General features: G+C 68.3%; 25 protein-coding genes and 1 tRNA gene. 17 read left to right on the top strand and 9 right to left on the bottom strand.

The annotated features are described in order from the left end of the window. Nucleotides 1-6: 6 nt before the first annotated feature. On the bottom strand, nt 7-1,398 hold the full coding sequence (locus tag QM728_RS10650; RefSeq protein WP_415031986.1) for an MFS transporter: 1,392 nt from the start codon (nt 1,396-1,398) through the stop codon (nt 7-9). 109 nt (nt 1,399-1,507) lie between these two features. Between QM728_RS10650 and QM728_RS10645 the strand changes: the two genes are divergently transcribed. Continuing rightward, nucleotides 1,508-1,834, top strand: coding sequence for a transglycosylase family protein (locus QM728_RS10645; RefSeq protein WP_415031985.1), 327 nt, complete (start codon nt 1,508-1,510; stop codon nt 1,832-1,834). 72 nt (nt 1,835-1,906) lie between these two features. Here QM728_RS10645 and QM728_RS10640 read toward each other — a convergent pair whose 3' ends face one another. After that, nucleotides 1,907-2,494, bottom strand: coding sequence for an alpha/beta hydrolase (locus QM728_RS10640; protein ID WP_415031984.1), 588 nt, complete (start codon nt 2,492-2,494; stop codon nt 1,907-1,909). Nucleotides 2,495-2,552: 58 nt separating this feature from the next. Here QM728_RS10640 and pgm point away from each other — a divergent pair, with 58 nt between their 5' ends. The 3 genes from pgm (at nt 2,553) to QM728_RS10625 (ending at nt 5,203) form a co-directional block, all read left to right on the top strand. Next, nucleotides 2,553-4,190, top strand: a complete 1,638-nt coding sequence (gene pgm / locus QM728_RS10635; RefSeq protein WP_415031983.1) for a phosphoglucomutase (alpha-D-glucose-1,6-bisphosphate-dependent) — start codon at nt 2,553-2,555, stop codon at nt 4,188-4,190. Between the two features lie 80 nt (nt 4,191-4,270). Continuing rightward, nucleotides 4,271-5,047, top strand: coding sequence for a DsbA family protein (locus QM728_RS10630; RefSeq protein ID WP_415031982.1), 777 nt, complete (start codon nt 4,271-4,273; stop codon nt 5,045-5,047). A gap of 83 nt (nt 5,048-5,130) precedes the next feature. Continuing rightward, nucleotides 5,131-5,203, top strand: a tRNA-Ala gene (locus tag QM728_RS10625). Between the two features lie 90 nt (nt 5,204-5,293). Here the strand turns inward: QM728_RS10625 and QM728_RS10620 are convergent. Beyond that, a complete protein-coding gene (locus QM728_RS10620; RefSeq protein ID WP_415031981.1) occupies nt 5,294-5,914 on the bottom strand; it encodes a TetR/AcrR family transcriptional regulator C-terminal domain-containing protein in 621 nt (206 codons plus the stop codon). Between the two features lie 76 nt (nt 5,915-5,990). Here QM728_RS10620 and QM728_RS10615 point away from each other — a divergent pair, with 76 nt between their 5' ends. From QM728_RS10615 to QM728_RS10595, 5 genes are all read left to right on the top strand, one after another. After that, nucleotides 5,991-6,194, top strand: a complete 204-nt coding sequence (locus tag QM728_RS10615) for a hypothetical protein (protein WP_415031980.1) — start codon at nt 5,991-5,993, stop codon at nt 6,192-6,194. Between the two features lie 60 nt (nt 6,195-6,254). Next, complete coding sequence (locus QM728_RS10610; protein ID WP_415031979.1) at nt 6,255-6,866, top strand: dihydrofolate reductase family protein; 612 nt, start codon at nt 6,255-6,257, stop codon at nt 6,864-6,866. 16 nt (nt 6,867-6,882) lie between these two features. Then, nucleotides 6,883-7,356 carry a hypothetical protein gene (locus QM728_RS10605; RefSeq protein WP_415031978.1) on the top strand — a complete coding sequence of 158 codons (474 nt, stop codon included), beginning with the start codon at nt 6,883-6,885 and terminating at the stop codon, nt 7,354-7,356. Between the two features lie 90 nt (nt 7,357-7,446). Beyond that, nucleotides 7,447-8,400: an NAD-dependent epimerase/dehydratase family protein gene (locus QM728_RS10600; RefSeq protein ID WP_415031977.1), complete on the top strand. Its 954-nt coding sequence runs from the start codon at nt 7,447-7,449 to the stop codon at nt 8,398-8,400. Beyond that, entirely contained in the window at nt 8,297-9,565 is a 1,269-nt protein-coding gene (locus QM728_RS10595) for a lipase family protein (RefSeq protein WP_415032885.1), read from the top strand. Before QM728_RS10600 ends, QM728_RS10595 begins: the two co-directional genes overlap by 104 nt. On the opposite strand, the gene QM728_RS10590 is transcribed toward QM728_RS10595, so the two are convergent. After that, nucleotides 9,562-10,263 (bottom strand): TetR/AcrR family transcriptional regulator, encoded by a 702-nt coding sequence (locus QM728_RS10590; RefSeq protein ID WP_415031976.1) that lies wholly within the window; start codon nt 10,261-10,263, stop codon nt 9,562-9,564. The two genes, QM728_RS10595 and QM728_RS10590, sit on opposite strands and share 4 nt — an antisense overlap. 115 nt (nt 10,264-10,378) lie before the next feature. On the opposite strand from QM728_RS10590, the gene QM728_RS10585 reads away from it, so the two are divergent. Next, the gene (locus QM728_RS10585; protein WP_415031975.1) at nt 10,379-11,836 is read left to right on the top strand and encodes an MFS transporter; all 1,458 of its coding nucleotides are present in this window, start codon (nt 10,379-10,381) and stop codon (nt 11,834-11,836) included. 2 nt (nt 11,837-11,838) lie between these two features. On the opposite strand, the gene QM728_RS10580 is transcribed toward QM728_RS10585, so the two are convergent. Continuing rightward, nucleotides 11,839-12,213, bottom strand: coding sequence for a cupin domain-containing protein (locus QM728_RS10580; protein ID WP_415031974.1), 375 nt, complete (start codon nt 12,211-12,213; stop codon nt 11,839-11,841). Nucleotides 12,214-12,295: 82 nt separating this feature from the next. Here QM728_RS10580 and QM728_RS10575 point away from each other — a divergent pair, with 82 nt between their 5' ends. Then, on the top strand, nt 12,296-12,751 hold the full coding sequence (locus QM728_RS10575; RefSeq protein ID WP_415031973.1) for a MarR family winged helix-turn-helix transcriptional regulator: 456 nt from the start codon (nt 12,296-12,298) through the stop codon (nt 12,749-12,751). A gap of 8 nt (nt 12,752-12,759) precedes the next feature. Here the strand turns inward: QM728_RS10575 and QM728_RS10570 are convergent, their stop codons facing one another. After that, nucleotides 12,760-12,972 carry a hypothetical protein gene (locus QM728_RS10570; RefSeq protein WP_415031972.1) on the bottom strand — a complete coding sequence of 71 codons (213 nt, stop codon included), beginning with the start codon at nt 12,970-12,972 and terminating at the stop codon, nt 12,760-12,762. 23 nt (nt 12,973-12,995) lie between these two features. Between QM728_RS10570 and QM728_RS10565 the strand changes: the two genes are divergently transcribed. Both QM728_RS10565 and QM728_RS10560 read left to right on the top strand, forming a co-directional pair. Beyond that, nucleotides 12,996-13,391, top strand: coding sequence for a YbaN family protein (locus tag QM728_RS10565; RefSeq protein ID WP_415031971.1), 396 nt, complete (start codon nt 12,996-12,998; stop codon nt 13,389-13,391). Between the two features lie 9 nt (nt 13,392-13,400). Beyond that, complete coding sequence (locus QM728_RS10560) at nt 13,401-13,754, top strand: Fe-S protein (protein WP_415031970.1); 354 nt, start codon at nt 13,401-13,403, stop codon at nt 13,752-13,754. 11 nt (nt 13,755-13,765) lie between these two features. Here QM728_RS10560 and glsA read toward each other — a convergent pair whose 3' ends face one another. From glsA to QM728_RS10545, 3 genes are all read right to left on the bottom strand, one after another. Continuing rightward, nucleotides 13,766-14,788: a glutaminase A gene (gene glsA, locus QM728_RS10555; RefSeq protein WP_415031969.1), complete on the bottom strand. Its 1,023-nt coding sequence runs from the start codon at nt 14,786-14,788 to the stop codon at nt 13,766-13,768. 69 nt (nt 14,789-14,857) lie between these two features. Beyond that, the gene (locus tag QM728_RS10550) at nt 14,858-15,178 is read right to left on the bottom strand and encodes a histone-like nucleoid-structuring protein Lsr2 (RefSeq protein WP_415031968.1); all 321 of its coding nucleotides are present in this window, start codon (nt 15,176-15,178) and stop codon (nt 14,858-14,860) included. A gap of 96 nt (nt 15,179-15,274) precedes the next feature. After that, nucleotides 15,275-16,033, bottom strand: coding sequence for a hypothetical protein (locus QM728_RS10545; RefSeq protein ID WP_415031967.1), 759 nt, complete (start codon nt 16,031-16,033; stop codon nt 15,275-15,277). Between the two features lie 42 nt (nt 16,034-16,075). Here QM728_RS10545 and QM728_RS10540 point away from each other — a divergent pair, with 42 nt between their 5' ends. From QM728_RS10540 to QM728_RS10525, 4 genes are all read left to right on the top strand, one after another. Continuing rightward, nucleotides 16,076-16,921 carry a rhodanese-related sulfurtransferase gene (locus QM728_RS10540; protein ID WP_415031966.1) on the top strand — a complete coding sequence of 282 codons (846 nt, stop codon included), beginning with the start codon at nt 16,076-16,078 and terminating at the stop codon, nt 16,919-16,921. Next, entirely contained in the window at nt 16,918-17,958 is a 1,041-nt protein-coding gene (locus QM728_RS10535; protein WP_415031965.1) for a CobW family GTP-binding protein, read from the top strand. Before QM728_RS10540 ends, QM728_RS10535 begins: the two co-directional genes overlap by 4 nt. Nucleotides 17,959-18,093: 135 nt before the next feature. Further along, the gene (locus QM728_RS10530; protein ID WP_415031964.1) at nt 18,094-19,179 is read left to right on the top strand and encodes an N-acetylmuramoyl-L-alanine amidase family protein; all 1,086 of its coding nucleotides are present in this window, start codon (nt 18,094-18,096) and stop codon (nt 19,177-19,179) included. Nucleotides 19,180-19,215: 36 nt separating this feature from the next. After that, nucleotides 19,216-20,166: an SDR family oxidoreductase gene (locus QM728_RS10525; protein WP_415031963.1), complete on the top strand. Its 951-nt coding sequence runs from the start codon at nt 19,216-19,218 to the stop codon at nt 20,164-20,166. The last annotated feature ends 1 nt before the right edge of the window (nt 20,167 follow it).

Here is a 20,167-nt window from a genome sequence, read left to right as displayed (position 1 = left end):
CACAACCTAAGCCTCGACGGCGGGCGGCGATCCCGGCAACGGGCGGTCGGCCGTCTCCGGCATCGCGACGACCGCGGCAATCGCAATAGCGGAGAAGGCCATGATGTACAGCGCCGGCGCGTAGCGGTTGCCAGTCCAGTCGACGAGCTGGTTGGCGACCAGCGGCGTGGTCCCGGCGAAGAGCGAGGCCGCGACGTTGTAGGTGAGGCCCATCCCGGTGAACCGCGACGCGGTGGGGAACAGGGCGGGCAGTGCCGACGCGGTCATCGAGACGAACAGCGCCACCGGAACCGCGGCCAGCGCCAGCGCCGGGTAGACGACCCAGCGGTGGTCATGCGATTGCTGCAGCAACGCGAACGCGGGCAGCATGAGAACCAGCGTCGACGTCACCGCCGCGGCGTAGACCGGGCGTCGACCGATCCGGTCCGACAACCGCCCGAGCAGCGGCAACGCCAGCGCCATGACCACCAGCACCGGAATCGTCGCGACCGCGGCCCGCAACGGGGCGACGCCGACCTCCTTCTCCAGGTATGTCGGCATGTAGCTCGTGAGCGCGTACCCCGCGGTGCCCTCGGCGGCCACCAGGGAGATGCCGATGAGGACCGGCCGCCAGTAGTAGCGGATCACCCCGGCGACGCCGTGGCGGACGCGGGGATCGCGCGGGTCGACCGGCTCGTCGCCGATTGCCGCCTGCTCGTCGACGGTCTCGGAGAAACCGGGCGTCTCCGGGATACGCATGCGCAACCAGATGGCGATCGCACCGAGGGGCAGTGCGACCAGGAACGGGAGGCGCCAGCCCCAGTCCTGCATCCCGGCGTCGCCGAGAGCGAGCGTCGTGAAAGCGACCAGCCCGGCGCCGGCGGCGAAGCCCAGGTAGGAGCCGGTGTTGAGGATCGAGGCCCAGAAGCCGCGGGTGCGGTCGGGGGAGAACTCGGCGACGTACGTCGACGCCCCGGCGAATTCGCCGCCGGTGGAGAAGCCCTGCACCATCTTGAGCAGATAGAGCGGGATGATCACCAGCACGCCGGTCCCGGCGCCCAACCAGCCCTCGACCTGGGCGGAGGTCGGGAGCAGGCCGATGAGGGCGGTGGCGCCGGCCATGATCGCCATCGTGAAGTACAGGACTTTGCGGCGGCCGATGCGATCGCCGAGCGGGCCGAGGACGATGCCGCCGAGCGGGCGGACCAGGAACGACACCGCGAATCCGAGCAGGGTGAGCGTGAGGCCGAGGCGCTCGCCGAACCCGCTGAGAAAGACGTGATTCATAGTGATCGCGAGGTAGCCGTAGACGCCGAAGTCGTACCACTCCATGAAGTTTCCGACGAAGGCGCCGGACAGCGCGGTCCGCATCGACGTCCGGTCGACGACGATCAGATCGGGGCGCTCGGGCTCGGCCATGGTGTGTGGATCCTCCCACAACGGTTTGTGGATCCTCGCCCGGCTGTGTATGAATAATCACAGCAAGGTCACAGATAGATCACGACCCTGATCCCGAGGAGTTACTCATATGAGCATCACCAAGCTCACCGTTCGTGCCGCGATCGCCGGCGCGATGATCATCACCCCGGCCACCGCCGTTGTCGCCACCGCTGACGCGGCCGGCCACAACTGGGACGCCGTCGCGCAGTGCGAGAGCGGCGGCAACTGGGCCACCAACACCGGCAACGGCTACTACGGCGGCCTCCAGTTCAGCCTGGGCACCTGGCGCGCCAACGGCGGCACCGGCATGCCGCACCAGAACTCGCGCGAGGCTCAGATCGCCGTCGCCGAGCGCGTCCTGCAGACCCAGGGCGTCGGCGCATGGCCGCACTGCGGCCCGCGGCTGTACAGCTAGACAAAGCCCCACGAAACCGGCCGACCTGCTCACGCGGGTCGGCCGGTTTCGTGTTGCGGGGCGTACCCCGGGTCAACGCAGGTCGCGCAGCAGCCCACCGACGAAATCGATCGCCGAGCCCTGCCAGGTGCCGACGTGGTCGAGCATCGGGTGCTTGCCGCCGGGGATCTCGACGTAGCGGGCGTCGACGCCGCGTGCCCGCAACTCGTCGATCCCCTTGGCCGTGCGCTTGGCCAGGGTGACGTTGTCGGCGGTGCCGTGCAGCGCGAGTACCCGCGCCCCGCCGTGGATCTCGCGCCAGTCGGCGAACTGCCACCACGGCGCGAGGCCCAGCACGCCGATCACGCGACGGTCCGAGGCGAGTTGCGCCGCCACACGACCGCCCATCGAGTGACCGATGACGACGATCGGGATTCCGGGGTTCCGCTTGGCCATCCGCTCCAATGCCGCCTTGGCGTGCCACATCGGGCTGGCCTGGCCGCCGTTCCAGCCGTAGACGCGGTAGCGGACCTGCTCGACGTCGACCTGACCGCGGAAGCGGGCACGCAGCGACCAGGTGAACGGGTACATCCGCAGCGCCGAGTCCTGCCAGGGCGAGAACGGCTTGTAGGAGAAGTCGGTGCCGCCGGGCAGCACGAGGATTCCGAGCCGAGGTGCCATGGCGCGGTCTCCCGAGGGTAGGGGGCGGTTTGTCATCGGACAGGATAACTTGGGTGCCATGGCCGCCCACCCCCGCGCCGGTACGCCGGCCAGCGCCGAAGACCTGATCGACGTCGACGAGGTCACCCGGGCGTATTACGACCTCGTCCCCGACCCGGCCGATCCTGCCCAGCGCGTGGTTTTCGGCACGTCGGGCCACCGCGGTTCCAGCCTCGACGGCGCCTTCAACGAGGCGCACATCGTGGCGACGACCCAGGCGATCGTCGAGTACCGCGCACAGGCGGGCATCGACGGCCCGCTGTTCATCGGCTTCGACACCCATGCGCTGTCGATCCCCGCGTGGCGGACGGCGCTGGAGGTGCTCGTCGCCGGCGGCGTCGACGTCCACACCGCTGCGGGCGACGCGGTCACGCCCACGCCGGCGGTGAGCCGGGCGATCCTCGAGCACAACGCCGGCGGCGGTTCGCGCGCCGACGGCATCGTCGTGACACCCAGCCACAACCCGCCGCGCGACGGGGGCTTCAAATACAACCCGCCGTCGGGCGGCCCGGCCGACTCCACGATGACGACGGCCATCGCCGACCGTGCCAACGAGATCCTCGAGGGCGGTCTGCGTGCCGCCAAGCGCATCTCCTTCGACCGGGCGCGCGAGCAGGCCACCGACTACTCCTTCCTCGACAACTACGTTGACGCGCTCGGCTCCGTCATCGACCTGAAAGCCATCGCCGACGCCGGGATCCGCATCGGCGCCGACCCGCTGGGCGGCGCGTCGGTCGACTACTGGGCGGCGATCGGGGAGCGCTACTTGCCGTCGCTGACGGTGGTGAATCCGGCCACCGACCCGCGGTTCACGTTCATGACCCTGGACACCGACGGCAAGATCCGGATGGACTGCAGTTCGCCGAACGCGATGGCGTCGCTGATTGCCGAGCGCGACCGCTACGACATCGCGACCGGCAACGACGCCGACTCCGACCGGCACGGCATCGTGACCCCCGACGCCGGGCTGATGAACCCGAACCACTACCTCGCCGTCGTGATCGACTACCTGTTCACCCACCGCGACGGCTGGGGCGCCGATGCGGCCGTGGGCAAGACGCTGGTGAGCTCGTCGTTGATCGACCGCGTCGTCGCGGGGATCGGGCGGCGACTGGTCGAGGTGCCGGTCGGGTTCAAGTGGTTTGTCGACGGCCTGCTCGACGGCTCGATCGCCTTCGGCGGGGAGGAGAGCGCCGGAGCGTCGTTCCTGTGCTTCGACGGCGGGCCGTGGTCGACCGACAAGGACGGCATCATCCTGGCGCTGCTGGCCAGTGAGATCCTGGCCGTCACCGGGCAGACCCCGAGCCAGCGGTTCGCCGAACTCGCCGAGCGCTACGGCACGTCGGCCTACGCCCGCATCGACGCGCCGGCCAACCGTGAGCAGAAGGCCGTGCTGGCCGCGCTGACACCGGATCGGGTGAGTGCCCGAGCACTGGCCGGCGAGGAGATCACCGCGGTGCTGACCCGGGCGCCGGGCAACGACGCGCCGATCGGCGGGCTCAAGGTCACGACCGCCAACGCGTGGTTCGCCGCGCGCCCGTCGGGCACCGAGGACGTCTACAAGATCTACGCGGAATCCTTCCTGGGTGAGGACCACCTCCATCGCGTGCAGCGCGAGGCGCAGGCCGTCGTCGACGCCGCCTTGGCCGACGGGTGAAGTCTTAGCGGGGTCTCAGCGCCACTCGGGTAGCGTGCTACTGCAGAAGTTCCACCTTTTCCGATACAAGGAGCCATCACGTGACTGCCAACAAGGGCGGGCCCCAGATCCCCAACGTCCGAGGCGGCTACAAGCCGAACTCCTCGTCGAACGTGCTCACCTACGTCCTGGTGTCGCTGGCAACCCTGCTCATCGCCGCGCTCGTCATCGGCGGCGTCGTATGGTCGGCTAACCGGGAGAAGGATGCGAAGGACCAGGCGACCACCAGCGTCGACCTCAACGGCCCGGTGACCCCCGGGGTCGCCGACCTGACTTTTGGTGCGCCTGAGGCCCCGGTCGCCATCGACATCTACGAGGACGCGATGTGCCCGGCCTGCGCGGCATTCGAGCAGACTGACGGCGCCGCGGTGGCCGACGCGATTCGCGGCGGCAAGCTGCGGGTGCGGTTCCGGCCGCTGAACTTCCTCAACGAGGCGTCGGCGTCGAAGGACTACTCCACCCGTGCCGCGGGCGCGCTGCAGTGTGTGGCGGGCGAGAAGAACCAGGACCTGTTCCTGAAGTTCCACACCTCGCTGTTCGAGGATCAGCCGGCCGAGTACGGCAAGACCGACCACAGCAACGACGAGCTGGCCAAGATGTCAGCCAAGGCCGGTGCGACGGTCGAGACGCAGCGCTGCATCGCCAAGGGCGCCCAGGTCGGCGCGGCGGCGGCCTCGGCGCAGGAGTCGAGCACGCTCCTCACCGACATCACCAAGCGCGACGACCCGACGGGCAGCGTCAGCACCCCGTCGATCACGCGCGACGGCAAGCTGCTCAAGCGCACCGACAAGTGGCTGCAGGACCTCCTGGGCAACTAGATCCAGGGCGGTGATCGCCTCCGTTGGGATTTGGAGGCGGTCATCGCGATGGTGTAGTTTCGCTAATGCGCTTCGGCGCGAACGGGGCTATGGCGCAGCTGGTAGCGCACCACACTGGCAGTGTGGGGGTCAGGGGTTCGAGTCCCCTTAGCTCCACCGCGAGAAACCCGCTCTGACTTCGGTCGGAGCGGGTTTTTTCACGAAATAGGGGTTCAAGAACGCAGCAGAGCATTGTGTTGCGGTGAGTCAAGGTTTGACAGGCCTGAGTCCCCGAATGAGTGCAGCGAGCCCGGTCTCGAATTCGTGGTCCGAGCCCAAGGCGACGACGTACCGGATGCTCTCGAGGAAGTGGTTCGCTTCGTCATCGGTTCGGCTGGTTGTAATGACGATATCGCCGCCGTCGCGGGCGGTCTGCTGCTCGATAGCAGAGCCGATCGTGTATCGCGCGACCGCGATGAGGGCGAGGATGGCTTCCGCCGCGGTGAAGCCCGCGTCCTCGAGGAGGCTCACCTGGGCGATCGCGGTGTCGAGGTGTGGGCTTCGTGAGCCGGAGGATGCGATCAGTCGGGCGCCATCGCGGATGCTGAGCATTGCCCGGCGCATGCTCCGCGCGTTCCGAGTCACGAAGGTGTCCCACTGCTCACCGTCATGGGGGAGGCGGTCCGTGTGCCACGTGGAGAGGATCTCGTCGGCCACGGCGTCCAGCAGGTCGGCCTTGCTGGCGAAATGGTGGTACAGCGCCGGCTGGCGGATGCCTAGCTGCGTCGCGATCGCGCGAAGTGACACTCCATCCAGTCCGCGGTCGTCCAGCACCACGATTGCGGCGGCGACGATCTCGGCTCGGCCGGTGCGCGGCGGGTATGGCATGGCTACAGAATATCGTGGCTGGTCGTCGAAGACTATCACTGATAAGCTTTGTGCAGCCGACTAGCGAGAGGATCATATGAGCGACAATCAGGCCTGGGTCGGCACGGTGGTCAAGAAGTCGCGGGGGCTGCTAGACGGATCGAATCTGTATCGGCGGCTCACAGTTCAGACCGATGCCGGTGTCACAGAGAAGATCCGCGTTGACCGGGCGCTTTGGAACGAGTTGCAGGTCGGAGACCGCCTGGCCAAGGACGCGGGTCAAGAGCCTCGCCTCGCGTGAGGGCAGAACACCAGCCGCACTGCCGGATCGAGGACACCAAAGCACGATAAGGAGAACGTCTTGGGAGCACTCACCGTCGCGATGTTCATGACCATCGATGGCTACACGCAGACCGTCGAACGGAGCCTGATTGCTCCGGCCTGGGCCGGAGACATGCAGGAGCACTGGTCGGGCGCAAACGCTCACGAGGGGCAGCTCCTCCTTTACGGCCGCACCGCATTCCTGGAGAATTCCACGATCTGGCCCGCTGCGGCGGTGGACGCTCGCGGCCCGGATGAGCATCGGGCGTTCGCGGTGACGATGAATGCCCTGCCGAAAGTAGTGGTATCGGCGACTCTTACAGACCCGGGATGGAACGCTACGGTGGAGTCCGGCCCACTGCCAGAGGTGATCGAACGAGTCAAGGGCGGCTTCGACGGCGAGATCGTCGCCGTCGGTGGCGTCAGCCTGGTGCGCTCGCTCGTCGCCAGCGGCCTCGTCGACCGTTATCGACTCCTCGTCATGCCTCGCATCGCGGGCTCTGGAATCTCGATCTTCGACGGTGAGCACAGCCCGCGAGACCTCGAACTCGTGTCGCAGCAGACCTTGAGCACTGGCTCCGTCATCCTCGAATACCAGCCGGACGCCGCAAACAACGAAGGAATGGACTCCGGATTCACCCGTGGCGGTTAGGGATTACCCTCGCCCCATGAGCCTTGGTGTACGAGGACTCGCTGTCGCGGCAACAGCAGGTGCAGCCTTCGTTCTCACGTCGGTCGCGGCGGCCGGTGCGGTGCCGTATGTGCCGCGAGGGCGCAACGCGCGGACCGGGCAGGTAGCGACGCTCGCTTACGGCCCGGCATGCTTAGGCGAAGTGACGGGCTTCGCGTTCGTGCGCAAGGCGGACCCGGGCGCCGTCGACTTCGGAGTGTCGGGCGGCTTCGTCGGGATCTCCGGCAACGGGGGGCCGTGTGTGGTGAGGGCGACGATCCACTGGGCCAACGTCACCACCGGCAAGCGTGCCGCGGTCAGTGGGTTTGCGCGCGGCAATCTGCCCGGCCTGGGGGAGAACCAGAGCGGTTTCAGCAAGCGGGTGAACACCGGAAGGGGCACTGTCCGGTTCAGCGTGACCACCGACCGGCCGTACCTGGCTCAACCTTCAGTCACCATCCAGACGTACTGATGCCCGATGAACCGAGGGGCGACAGTTCACAGGCCTCTGTGACCTGCCGTTCTGGCTAAGCCGGACAATGCTGGCCGCTGTCATGGCATCGTGACGCCCGTGAAGGTGATGGTTGCCGGTGCCACGAGTGTGATCGGTCTCCCGGTGACGAAGCAACTCCTGCAGGCGGGTCACGACGTCGTCGGGTTGACGAGAGATCCACAGAGGGCTGCGCTAGTCGAAGCCGGCGGGGCGCGGAGCAGGATCGTCGACGTTCTTGACCGTGACGCGACCGTCCACGCGGTGCGCGACGAATGCCCCGACGTCGTGTTGTCGCTCCTGATCACGTTGCCGCGCTACGGCCCGCGTCGACTCCGCGACTTCGCGCCATCCATGGCACTCTGGCGCACCGGAGTGCCCAACCTGATTGCCGGTGCGCACGCAGCAGGCGCCCGACGGTTCGTCGCCGAATCGATGATCTTCGCCTACGGCTACCGGCGATTCCCGCAGACCCTGACTGAGGACGACCTCTATCCCGGTCCGCCGCCATCGGGGATCGGCGGAGCGGAGATGCTGGACGCGCTGCGCCGCATGGAAACCGGCGTGCTGGAATTCGGCGATTCCAATCATCAAGGAATCGTGCTGCGCTACGGAATCTTCCACGGCGGGGGCGTGCCACACAGCGGATACATGACGTCGCTCGCGAAGCTGTGGTTGATGCCGGTGCCGACCGGTGGGGGCGTCCTGTCGTGGATCGAATTGGGCGACGCGGTCGATGCCACGGTGGCGGCCGCGCTGTCCGACACGGCGAACGGCGTCTACAACGTCGTGGACGACGAGCCGGTCAGCTTCCGCGACTATATGGACTCACTCGCCGCAAGCCTGCGTCGGCCCAGACCCCTGCCGTTTCCGCGGAGTGTCCTCGGGCTGGCGGCACCGTATGCCGCGCAGGCATTCGGCGGTGTCGAGCTGCGCGTCGCAAACGACCGGGCGAAACGCGACCTCGACTGGCGGCTGCGGTATCCGAACAAGGACGCCCTCTTTGCCGGCGGCCTTGATGGGTAGGGCGATGCGGCGCCTCAACGATTGGGCGGCCCGCCACCTGACCGACGACCAGCGCGCCAACCGTCGTGCCGCGCTCTTGCCGACGCCGTTGTCCGGACCGGGCTTCTACGCTGATCCCGTCGACCTAACCGGGCTGTCGAACGGCGAGGTGATCCGCTCCGAATCGGTGTCGCCTCGGGTACCACGACGGGGTGTCGCCATCCGACGGTTCCTGGTCCGCTCCACCGATACCGCCGGAGACGCCGTGCCGGTCGCGGCGACGCTGCTCGAGCCGCGCCGACCGTGGCGGGGGAGCGGTCCGCGTCCAGTGGTCGTGCGCAATCAGCCGATCAATTCGCTGGGCCTCAACGCGGCACCCTCGCGCCGGATCGCGCGGGGCACCTACATCGACGCGCCACCTCTGCTGCCGCTGTTGCTGCGCCGCGGATACGCGGTACTGATCCCCGACCACGAGGGTCCGCGGATGGCCTACTCGGCCGGGATCATGGCGGCGCATGCGGTCCTGGACTCCGTGCGCGGCATGCGGCATCTTGCGCCCGAGCTCGTCGAGTCGGCGATGGTGATGGACGGCTACAGCGGCGGCGCGATCGCCACCGCGTGGGCCGCCCAGGAGCAGGCGTCGTATGCGCCCGAGCTGCGGTTCCGCGGCGCCGTCTGCGGTGGTACCCCCACCGACTTCGGTCTCCTGCAACACAGCATGAACACCGGCCTCGGTTCCGGCCTGCTCGCCGCGGCCACCATTGGTCAGGCGCGCGAATACCCAGAACTGGCCGAACTGTTCGGCGACTTCGCCCTCTACATGGCGATCCGCATGAAGGACCTGCCGCAGATCCGGCTGGCGGCATCGGGCCTGGCCCGTCTCGACATGAACGCGCTGGCCGCCGTGCCCGACGCCTTCGACTCGCCGATCGCACGAGGAATCATCGAAGCCAACAAGCCCGGTGCGACGGCCCCGACGATGCCGGTCCTGCTCTACCACGGGTCGCACAGCAAACTGCTCGGCGATCAGTTCATCCCGGAGGAGGGCGTCGTCGAACTCGCCCACCGATGGCGGCACCTGGGCGCCGACGTCGAGTTCCTACCGGTCCCCGGTGAACACATGATCGCGGCGGGTTGGGCGATGCCGACGGTGCTGCGCTGGATGCGCGCGGCGCTCGCCGACTAATCTCTGGCGGCCTGCTGGCGCAGGCCCTCGAGGATCAACTCGAGGCCGGCCTGGAACTGTTCGGTGTCGTCGTGACCGTCGAACTCGTCGACGATGAAGTGGATGAAGGGGTATTCGTCGGGGTCGAGAGCGCGCCACCCGTCGGCGGCTTCGTGGAGGAACTCGTCGCGGTTGGTGTGACCCTCGAGGAGTTCGGGTGGCGGAGTGTGCCCGAGGTCGGTCGCGGTGCCGATGACGAAGCTCGTGACGGCCGAAACCGCGCCGAAGGCCTCCCGCGGGGTCAGCGGCAGGCGCATGATCTGCTGGCCGATCAACTCGTAGATCTGCATCCCGCTGGTGTGGGCGTCGGTCTCGCGCATAAGCAGGGTGCCGAGCCACGGGCGGTCCACGACAGCGTCGAAGAGGGCCTGGGCGATCGAACGGATGTCGTCGACGGGATCTGCGGCGCCGTGGAACTCCCGGGCCTGCTCGACCACACCCTGCAGAACGTGGTCGGTCGCCCGGTCCAGGAGCTCGGCCTTGTTGGACACATACCAATAGATGGAGGCGACGCCGCCGCCGAGGCGCGCGGCGAGGGCGCGGAAGGTGAGGCCCTGCTCGCCCTTCTCGTCGAGCAGTGCGACGGCTTCGGACAGCACGGCCTCCATCGAATGGGACGCCCGACGTCGTCCCGTCTTCGCCTCGTTCTGTGCGGTCACCGTGCTCCTTTTCGTCCGTCGGTTGCATCCTATCGAACGTCGTTCTATTGTAGCGAACATCGTTCGATAACCGAACAGCGTTCGATAGAACGCCTGATACCCAAGGAGGTGTCTCATGGCCGCTGCGAATGAGACTTCGACCCCGGCGCGCACCTTCACGTCGCTGCGTGCCGCGTGGATCCCCATGCTCGCCCTCTGCCTCGCGTTCTTCGTCGAGATGGTGGACAACACGCTCTTGACCATCGCGCTGCCGACCATCGGCCGCGATCTGGGCGCCGGCACCACCGGCCTGCAGTGGGTCACGGGCGCGTACTCGCTGACCTTCGGCGGACTTCTCCTCACCGCGGGTTCGGCAGCCGACCGGATCGGACGGCGCAAGGTCCTGCTCTGGGGCCTGGCGGTGTTCGGCGTGCTGAGCATCGGTGTGCTCGCCGTGAACTCGGTGGGGCACCTGATCGCGCTGCGCGCCTTGCTGGGGATCGCGGCCGCGATGATGGCCCCGATCACCAACTCGCTCGTGTTCCGCCTGTTCGACGACGACGCCCTGCGCATGCGTGCGATGACGATCATGATCGTCGTCGGGATGAGCGGCTTCATCCTCGGCCCGGTGCTCGGCGGCACCGCCCTGGCCCACGTCAGCTGGCACTGGTTGATCCTGGTGAACGCACCGATCGCCCTGATCGCCTGGATCGGCGTCCGTCTGGGCGTGCCCGCCGACGAGCCCGACGGCCTCACCGACGACAGGCTCGACCTGCCCGGTGCCGCGCTCAGCGTCCTGGCCATCGGCCTGGGCTGCTACACGTTGACGTCGGGCGTCGAGAACGGTTGGGCGTCGTGGCAGACGGTCGGCTCGATCGTCGGTGCGCTGGCCGCGCTGGCGGGCTTCGTGTGGCATGAGCGCCGCACGCGCGAGCCGATGCTCGACCTGGGTGTATTCGCCAACGGCACTATCCGGGGCGCGGCGATCGCCCAGCTCGCCACATCGATCGCCATGGCCGGGGTGATGTTCGGGCTGATCCTGCACTTCCAGTACGCCTACGGCTGGAGCCCGATGAAGGCCGGCCTCGCCAACCTGCCGATGATCATCACCATGGTGCTGGGCACGCCGCTGTCCGAGCAGCTGGCCAAGCGCTATGGCCACCGCGTCGCCTGCCTGATCGGTGCCGCTCTGCTCGCCGTCGCGCTGGGCGGTCTCGCATGGGGCGTCGAACACGGCTACGTGTGGATCGCCGTATTCCTGGTCGTATTCACACTTGGCCTGCGGACGCTGATGACGATCTGTGCCGTCGCGCTGGTCGGTGCGATGCCGGAGAACCGGACGTCGCTGGGAGCCTCACTCAACGACACGGCTCAGGAGGTCGGCAGCAGCGTCGGCACCGCGATCGTCGGAACGCTGATCGCCGTGTTGGTCACGACGGTCTTGCCGACGGGCACGTGGAGCCCGGACCTCGTGCACTCCTACTTCTCCGGCGAGCGCATCACCTACGCGATACTCGCGGTCCTGGTCGGCATCGTCGCGGCAGTCGGAGCGCTGGCGCTCACCGACTCACGGGAGACCGAAGAAGCCCACTAGGGTCACTGCGCCCATGGGGGAGCGACGCGCTGCCCGTCGCCCATCACGGCGTTCATGCCGAGCGTCGTGGTGACCCAGGCGCGCGCGGGCTCTGGGCTCGAATTGCTGACGCACAGCGTCGTGCCGGCCGGGACGAGGATCGCCTCGCCGGTCGCCGCGGTGAAGCGCTCGTCGTCGAGCTCGACGTCGAGTCGGCCGTCGAGGACGTGCAGGACCTCCTCCTCGGTCATCGAGTGCGGCGTGCCCGTCGTGTGGGGCGGAAAGTCGGCGCGCCAGGCGGCAAGCCGGCGGGTGCCGCTGTGCGATGCGGCGAACGAGTGGAAGCGCACGCCGTGCAACTCGAAGGTGCGGGCGTCGTCGGCGGTGAGGTGGGGCATGGGGTTCTCCTAGCAGTATTGGTCAACTAGATTGACCATAGATGGTCAATCAGGTTGACCGCAAGGGGCTAGGATGGACACCATGACTTCGTCGGACGACGCGCAGCTGCCGTTTCTGCTGGTCTCGGCATTCCGCGGCCTCGTGGACTCGGTGCACGCCCACCTGGAAACCGTCGGGTTCCCCGGGGTGCGCAGCACCCACGGCTTTGCGATGCAGGCGATCGGCGACGGCTGTACCGGTGTCGAACTCGCGCACCGGCTCGGTGTGTCGAAACAGGCCGCCGCCAAGACCGCGGCCGCGCTCGAGGAGATGGGATTCATCAGTCGCGAGCCGAGCACCGCAGACCGTCGGGAACGGATCCTCCGTCCGACCGATCGCGGCCGCGAGATGCTTCGGCTCTCGGGCGAGGCCTTCCGGCGCGAGGTCGGCGCGTGGCGCGCGCGGCTGGGGGACGGGCCCGTCGACGCGACGGTGGCGACTCTCGCCGCGGCTGCGCGCGGCCACTCGGCGATCGACCCGGATGGGTGGGGCGGCTAGGCGCGCTCCTAGTCGGCGAAGGTGATGCCGCGCTCGCGCATCGCCTCGTCGAGGATGCGCACCGCCTTGGGGCCGACGCCGTGCGTGGCGAGCAGTCGGCGCTTGCCGAGTGCGGCGACGTCGGCCAAGGTTGTGACCCCCGCGTTGATAAGCGCACTGGTCGCCGGGCGGCCGATCCGGGGCAAGTCGCCGATCTGGTCCGGCATGTCGCGGGTGCTCACGACCCCCAGCTTAGACTGCGGCCATGGCTGAACCGGGGCGCGCGCGATGGGCCTGGTGGGCGCTCGCCTACCTGTCGCTCGGCCTCGGCTTCGCCGGCGTGGTGCTCCCCGTGCTGCCGACGGTGCCGTTCATCCTGCTGGCCGCCTACGCCGCGGCACGCGGGTCGGACCGGTTGCACCGCTGGTTGCTCGACCACCCGCGCTTCGGCCCGATGATCACCGATTGGCAGGAGCACGGCGCGGTGAGCCGGCGGTCGAAGTGGCTGGCGACGATCAGCATGCTGGTGTGCGGGGTCGTCCTCCTGCTGGTGGCGCCGATCCGGCCGGTGGCCTACGTGAGCATCGGGATCATGGCCGTCGTCGGCACGTGGTTATGGCTTCGCCCGGAGGCGAAGACGGGGCTCGACGACGCGGGGTAGCCTGAGGGAATGGAACTACTACGCAGCGTAATAGTCTTTCTCCACATCGTCGGCTTCGCGATCACCTTTGGATCGCTCGTCGGCGAAGCGGCAGCCCACCGCTTCCAGTTCACGAAGATCGCCAACTACGGTCTGCTCGTCTCGCTCGTCACCGGTTTCGCCCTCGCGGCGCCGTGGGGCACCGACGCGGAGCTGAACTACGTGAAGATCGGCGTCAAGATGGTGATCCTGGTGCTCCTGGGCGGGATCATGGGCATGGGCGTCGCCCGCGAGCGCAAGACCGGCGAGGCGCCCGAGCGCGGGCTGTTCTACGCCGCCGTGCTGCTCTCGGCGGCCGCCGCGGGCATCGCCGTCATCTGGTAGTCGATCGAGCCCTACAGCTTGGGCGCCCGGTGATCGCGCAGCCCGTCACGAGCCGCCGATGCGAAGACGTTCAGCCCGGCGGCCCGCGAGAGGTAGGCGATCGCGTACTGGCCGCGCACGCTGTTGCCCGCCTCGTCGAGGGGCGGGGAGAATGTTCCGACCGCGCCTTTGCCGGGCGTGATGGCGACGATGCCGCCGCCCACGCCCGACTTGGCGGGGATGCCGATTTCGAACAGCCACTCGCCCGAGCGCTCGTACATGCCGGAGGTCGCGATGACGGCCAGGGTGTCGCGACAGACCTGCGGTGATACGACCTTCTCGCGGGTCACCGGGTTCACGCCGCCACCGGCCAGCGTCGCGCCCATGACGGCGAGGTCGTGGGCGGTGACGCGCAGCGAGCATTGCCGCGTGTAGATGTCGACCATCTCCTGCGGGTCGTTGTCGAGGCGGCCGTAGCTCTGCAGCAGCCGGGCGAGCGCCAGATTGCGCTGATTGGTGCGCATCTCCGACTCGTAGATGTCGTCGTCCATGACCAGCTGGCGCCCGGCGAAGGCCGACAGCCCGGCAAGGATCGCAGTCCACTGTTCGTCGGGGGACGCGCCGGGCATCAGCGCCGTCGTGGCAATGGCGCCGGCATTGACCATGGGATTCCGCGGGCTGCCCTCGTGCAACTCGATGGCCATGACCGAGTTGAACGGCATCCCGGTGTTGTTCACCCCGATCTTGTCTTTGACCGCGTCGTGGCCCAGAGCGTTCGTGACCAGGGCGTAGACGAACGCCTTCGACGTCGACTCGATCCCGAAGGGAACGGTGGCATCGCCGACGTCGCTGGTCTCCCCGTCGAGCGAACAGGCCGAGATGCCGAACAGCTTCGGGTCGACCTTGGCCAGCGCCGGGATGTAGTCCGCCACGGCGCCGTCATCGAGATTTCGATAGCGCTCATGGGCGACGCGGAGCAGGCGGGCGACCTCCTCGCCGACGGGCAGGGTGGTCGAGACGTGCTGGTCGACATCGTCGTTATCGGTGCGGAACATGCCCCACGGTATCGCGCAACGACAAGCGCACCGGGGCAATCGCCCCGGTGCGCTTCACGTCGGTCCGGCTCAGTTGGCCGCGTCGAAAGCCTCGACGATGTGGCCGGGTATGCGCCCGCGGTCACTGACCGAGTAGCCGTTGCTGTTGGCCCAGTCGCGGATCCGCTGCGTCTCCTGCTTACCGCGGCCACCGCCGTGACGACGACCCGAGCGCACCGGTCGCGCGGCCTTGATGTACCTGTCCAGCGAGTCCCGGAAAGCGGCGGCATTGCGCGGCGAGGTGTCGAATTCGTACGATTTGCCGTCGATGCTGAATCGGACGGTCTCGTGCTCGTCCAATTGCTGGCCGTCGAGATCGTCGAACACCTGGATAATTGCTTTCCGCGCCATATCTTTTCCCTTATCGATTTCAGCGGGTGCTCGTTATCGCACGCCAACCAATGGGGACGATAACAGCAATTCCTTAATGCGTGCTGTTAAGTCGGATTATGAGGTCGGGGGAACCGACGGAGTGGTGCTCGTGCCGTCCTCGGCGCCGGATCCACCCGCTGTGCGCGGTGCCCGCTCGTCGGGCCGAATGGCGCGGTACCCGTCCTTGGTGATGGCGAATCCGGTGTCCCCGGACTGCAGGCAGAAGACGCCGTCCACCGTGTTCAGGCACTTGAACCGACCGGCGGCCAGCGTGCGCCCGAACGGCAGGATCGTCGAACGGCTCAGGACGGGAAAGAGATCGGCACACCCACCGGCCGCCGCGCCGGCCGGGCCGAGGGTGGCGAGGTGGGGGTTCCACTGGCACGTTGCGGGCGTCCCGCGCGGCGGGGCGGGAGCACCGTCGATGCGATCCGACGTGCAGGCGAGAGTGCCGGTGCCGCTGGCGCCCGTCGAGCACAGGACGGCGCGGTCGGGACTGCTGAAGTGGAATCCGCTGGACTCGGCCAGCGGGGACTGCGGCGTCTTCGCCCCGCGGTGGTAGGCGTCGCTGTTGGCGCGCGGGGCGACGTTGATGATGTGCCCGTAGGAGAGGTCGTCCCAGTAGCCCGACGAGGAGTCGCGCTCCTCGGCGGCCGACGGGTCGATCGAGGTGGCGCCCACCGACGACTCGGTGGTGAGCACGTCGGTCCCCGGGATCACGACGGTGCGCGACTCGTCCGGCGTCGCCAACTCGGACACGATCGTGCAACCGCCCAGGCAGATCATTGCGGTGACGGTCACCAGGCAGGTGGCGATCGTCCCGGCGATGCGCACCCGTCGCCGCCTGGTGTGCTGTCGTCCGTACCCTTGCATGCTGTGGCGACTCCCAAGATTGTGCTGTTCTACGTGTTCGCGCCGCTGCCCGATCCCGAGGCGATCCGACTGTGGCAGTCGGCGGTGGCCTCGGCCTCGAACCTGCGCGGCCGAATCATCGTCTCGCCCCACGGTATCAACGTGACGGTCGGCGGGGACCTCCCCGACGTGAAACGGTACGTGCGCGCCACCCGGGAGTACCCCGCGTTCAAGGCTGCCGACGTGAAGTGGTCGACGGGTACCGGCGACGAATTCCCCAAGCTGTCGGTGAAGGTGCGTCCGGAGATCGTCACCTTCGGCGACCCCGACCGGATTCGCGTCGACGAGAACGGTGTCGTCGGCGGCGGGACCCGGCTGACCCCCGAGGAGGTCAACGAGCTGGTCGACGAGCGCGGCGACGACGTCGTCTTCCTCGACGGGCGCAATGCGATCGAGGCGGGCATCGGCCATTTCCGGGGTGCGGTGATTCCCGCGGCCGAAACCACCCGCGACCTCTTGCGGCTCGTGGACGCCGGCGAATTCGACCGATTCCGCGATCGTCCGGTGATCACCTATTGCACCGGTGGCGTGCGGTGCGAGATCTTTAGCGCACTACTGGCCGAACGCGGCTTTTCCGAGGTCTATCAGATCGACGGCGGAATCGTCCGATATGGGGAGCGGTTCGGCGACGACGGGCTGTGGGAGGGTTCCCTCTATGTCTTCGACGGCCGGATGAGCGTCGACTTCTCCGACCGCGCCGCAGTCGTCGGCAGCTGCGGCAAGTGCGGTGCGGCCACGAACAATGTCGCCAACTATCCCGACGCCGACGGGCGCGATTTGATGGTCGTTTGCGGAGGTTGTGTGCCATGACGACGGTGCCGGTCATCGTGCTCGCCGGGTTCCTCGGTGCGGGCAAGACGACGCTGCTCAACCACGTGCTGCGCGAAGCCGGTGACGCGCGGTTCGGAGTCATCGTGAACGACTTCGGCACCGTCAACGTTGACGCCCTCCTCGTCGCGGGGCAGGTCGACGGGGTGGTCGGGTTCGGCAATGGCTGCCTGTGCTGCGCCACCGATTCGGACGGATTCGAGGACGCGGTCTCCACCCTGGTCCGCACCGACCTCGACGCGGTGTTGGTCGAGGCGTCCGGCATCGCCGAGCCGCGCAGCCTGGTTCGCCGCGTCGTGGCGCTCGACGACGATCGGGCGGCCTACGGCGGTCTCGTCTACGTCGTCGACGCCGCCGCCTTCGCCACCGGCGACCTCCCCGACGAGGCGCTGGCGCAAGCGCGCGACGCCGATCTCGTCGTGGTCAACAAGGCCGACCTCGTCGACGCGGCGGCGTTGGACCGGCTACGGCTGCGCCTCGACGGGATCAACGACAGCGCACCGCGCGTCACGACCGCCGAGGCGGCCATCGACCCGGCGCTGCTCGTCGATGCGCGCGACCGCGCCGCGCACGCCGGCCCGCAACAACTGACCCTGGACGCGTTGCTGCGCGACGAGGAGCCGGCGCACGATCATGGCGAGGTCCACCTCCACGATCGGTACCAGCAGCACACCTGGGAGAACAACGGTCCGGTGAACCCGCGTGCGCTCGCCCGCCTCCTGGAGCGGCCGCCGGCCGGCTGCTATCGCCTCAAGGGGTGGGCGCACGTCGAGTCGGAGTACTACACCGGGACGCTCGAGTTCTCCGCCGTCGGCGGGCGAGTGCGCGCGACACGGGCGCGCCGACGGGGGAGCGCGGCCGAGAACGTCGTCGTGCTGATCGGCGTCGGCATGGACGATGCGGACCTCGACCGCGCCCTGGCGGAGCTGGCCGAGGTCGAGCCGGACGACGAGTACGGCGTGCTGAGCCTGCTGCGCTACGACCCCGTGACCGTCGCCGGGCCCGCCGACACCGACTGATCGCCTGCATCGACCGCAGATCACAGCCTGCTAACAGATGTGCTCGCAGCTTGCCCCCGTCGACCGCGCGATGTTTCCCTTGTTACTGAAGTTACTAATGTGACTAGTGGTGTTTACACCGGAGGAAGAGTCATCATGCGCAAGTCCCTGCCCGCCGTCGCGCTGTTCGCAGCCCTGTCCGCGTCCATCGCGATGGCACCGACGGCCACCGCCGCCCCGCGCCCCGCGGCCCCGGCTCCGGCTGCTCCCGCACCGGCCGCTCCCGCCCCGGGAGCGCCCGCGCCCGGTCCCGCGGCGCCGCAGCAGCCCGCTGCCAAGTCGCTGACCGGCAAGACGATCTTCCTCGACCCCGGCCACCAGGGTTCGGCCGCCGGCCACAACCTCAACAAGCCGGTGCCCGACGGTCGCGGCGGGATGAAGCCGTGCCAGACCACGGGTGCGACCGGCGTTAACGGCGTCGGCGAGCACACCGTGAACTGGCAGGTCGCCCAACTGGTCAAGGGCGCCCTGGAGAGTCAGGGTGCTCGCGTGGTGCTCAGCCGCAACGACGACATCGGGTGGGGCGGGTGCATCAACGAGCGGACCGCGGCGGCGAACCGCTCGCGCGCCAACCTGGCCGTCAGCATCCACGCCGACTCGTCGGGGCAGGGCGCCAATGCCGGTAAGAGCGGCTTCCACGTGATCGTGCCCAAGCTGCCGCTGCCGGACAAGAAGGCCGACTCGGTGCAGCGCGGCGCCGGCCGCAAGGCGTCGTCGGCGATGCGCGATGCCTTTAAGAAGGCCGGCTTCCACCCCTCGAACTACCTGGCGACCAACGACGGTCTCCAGGAGCGCGCGGACATCGCCGGACCGAACACCTCGCACGTCCCGCTCGCCTTCGTCGAGATGGGCAACATGTCCAACCCGAGCGAGGCGCAGGCCCTCTCGGCGCACGACGGCCAGCTGAAGTACGCGGCTGCCATCACCGACGGCGCGATGAACTTCCTGACCGGCTCGTCGGCCGGCACGGGACTCTTCGCCGCGCCGGGCGGCACCGAGCCGGGTGCCGACGGCGCCGGACTCGGCGGCCTGCTGCCGGGGATCCAGGAGATGATGCGGTCGGGCAACCTGGCCGGTATCACCGGGTTCATGACCGGCCCGGCGGGCGACGCTGGCTCCGAGGTCCTCAAGGCCATGCTGGCCGTGGTCTACGGACTGTTCGGCGGCAAGCTGCCCATCTGACACCCGAGCCGGGGAGCGGTCACTAGTCTGGAGCCCATGGGCTTCAAGGATCTCTTCTACATGGCACCGCCGGTGCGCACGCTGCACGGCAAGAAGGTGCTGATCACCGGTGCCGCCAGCGGCATCGGCCGGGCAACCGCACTGGCGTCGGCGGCCGAGGGCGCCGAACTCGTGGTCACCGACCTGTTCCCTGAGCCGCTCGCCGAGCTGGTCGCCGATGTGACCGCCGCGGGCGGGACGGTGCTGTACCAGGAGGCCGGCGACGTCTCCGACTACGACTGGGTGTGCAAGTTCGCCCAGCACGTGGCCGCCAAGGCCGGTGTCATGGACGTCGTGATGAACATCGCCGGCATCTCCGCGTGGGGCACCGTCGACAACCTCGAACACCGGCACTGGAAGTCGATGGTCGACGTCAACCTCATGGGCCCCATCCACATCATCGAGTGCTTCATCCCGCCGATGATCGAGCGCGGCCAGGGCGGTCAACTGGTCAACGTCTCGTCGGCCGCCGGACTGTTGGCCCTGCCGTGGCACGCCGCCTACAGCGCGAGCAAGTTCGGCATCCGCGGCGTCTCGGAGGTCCTGCGCTACGACCTGCGCCAGCACCACATCGGCGTGAGCCTGGTGTGCCCGGGCGCGGTCGACACCCCGCTGGTCAACACCGTCGAGATCGCCGGCATCGACCGCGACAACGAAGAGGTGTCCAAGGCCATCGGCGGCTTCCACAAGATGGCGGCGTCGCCGGAGAAAGCCGCCAAGGCGATCATCAAGGGCATCAAGAAGAACCACTACATCGTCTACACGTCGTTCGACATCCGCTTCGGCTACTGGTGGTCGCGCAAGTTCGCGTTCCCCTACGAGGTGACGATGCGCGCCGCGAACGACCAGTTCTCGCGCCTCGCCCGGAAGGCGCCCGTGCCGAAGAAGGCCGTCGCCGCACCGAAGGGCACGGCGGCGCCCAAGGCCAAGGCGAAGGCCAAGGGCTGAG

The organism is Gordonia sp. (in: high G+C Gram-positive bacteria), assembly GCF_047602025.1.
Taxonomy (GTDB): domain Bacteria; phylum Actinomycetota; class Actinomycetes; order Mycobacteriales; family Mycobacteriaceae; genus Gordonia.
The sequence above is the reverse complement of the archived record's forward strand: the minus strand, read 5'-3'. Positions and strand labels throughout refer to the sequence as shown.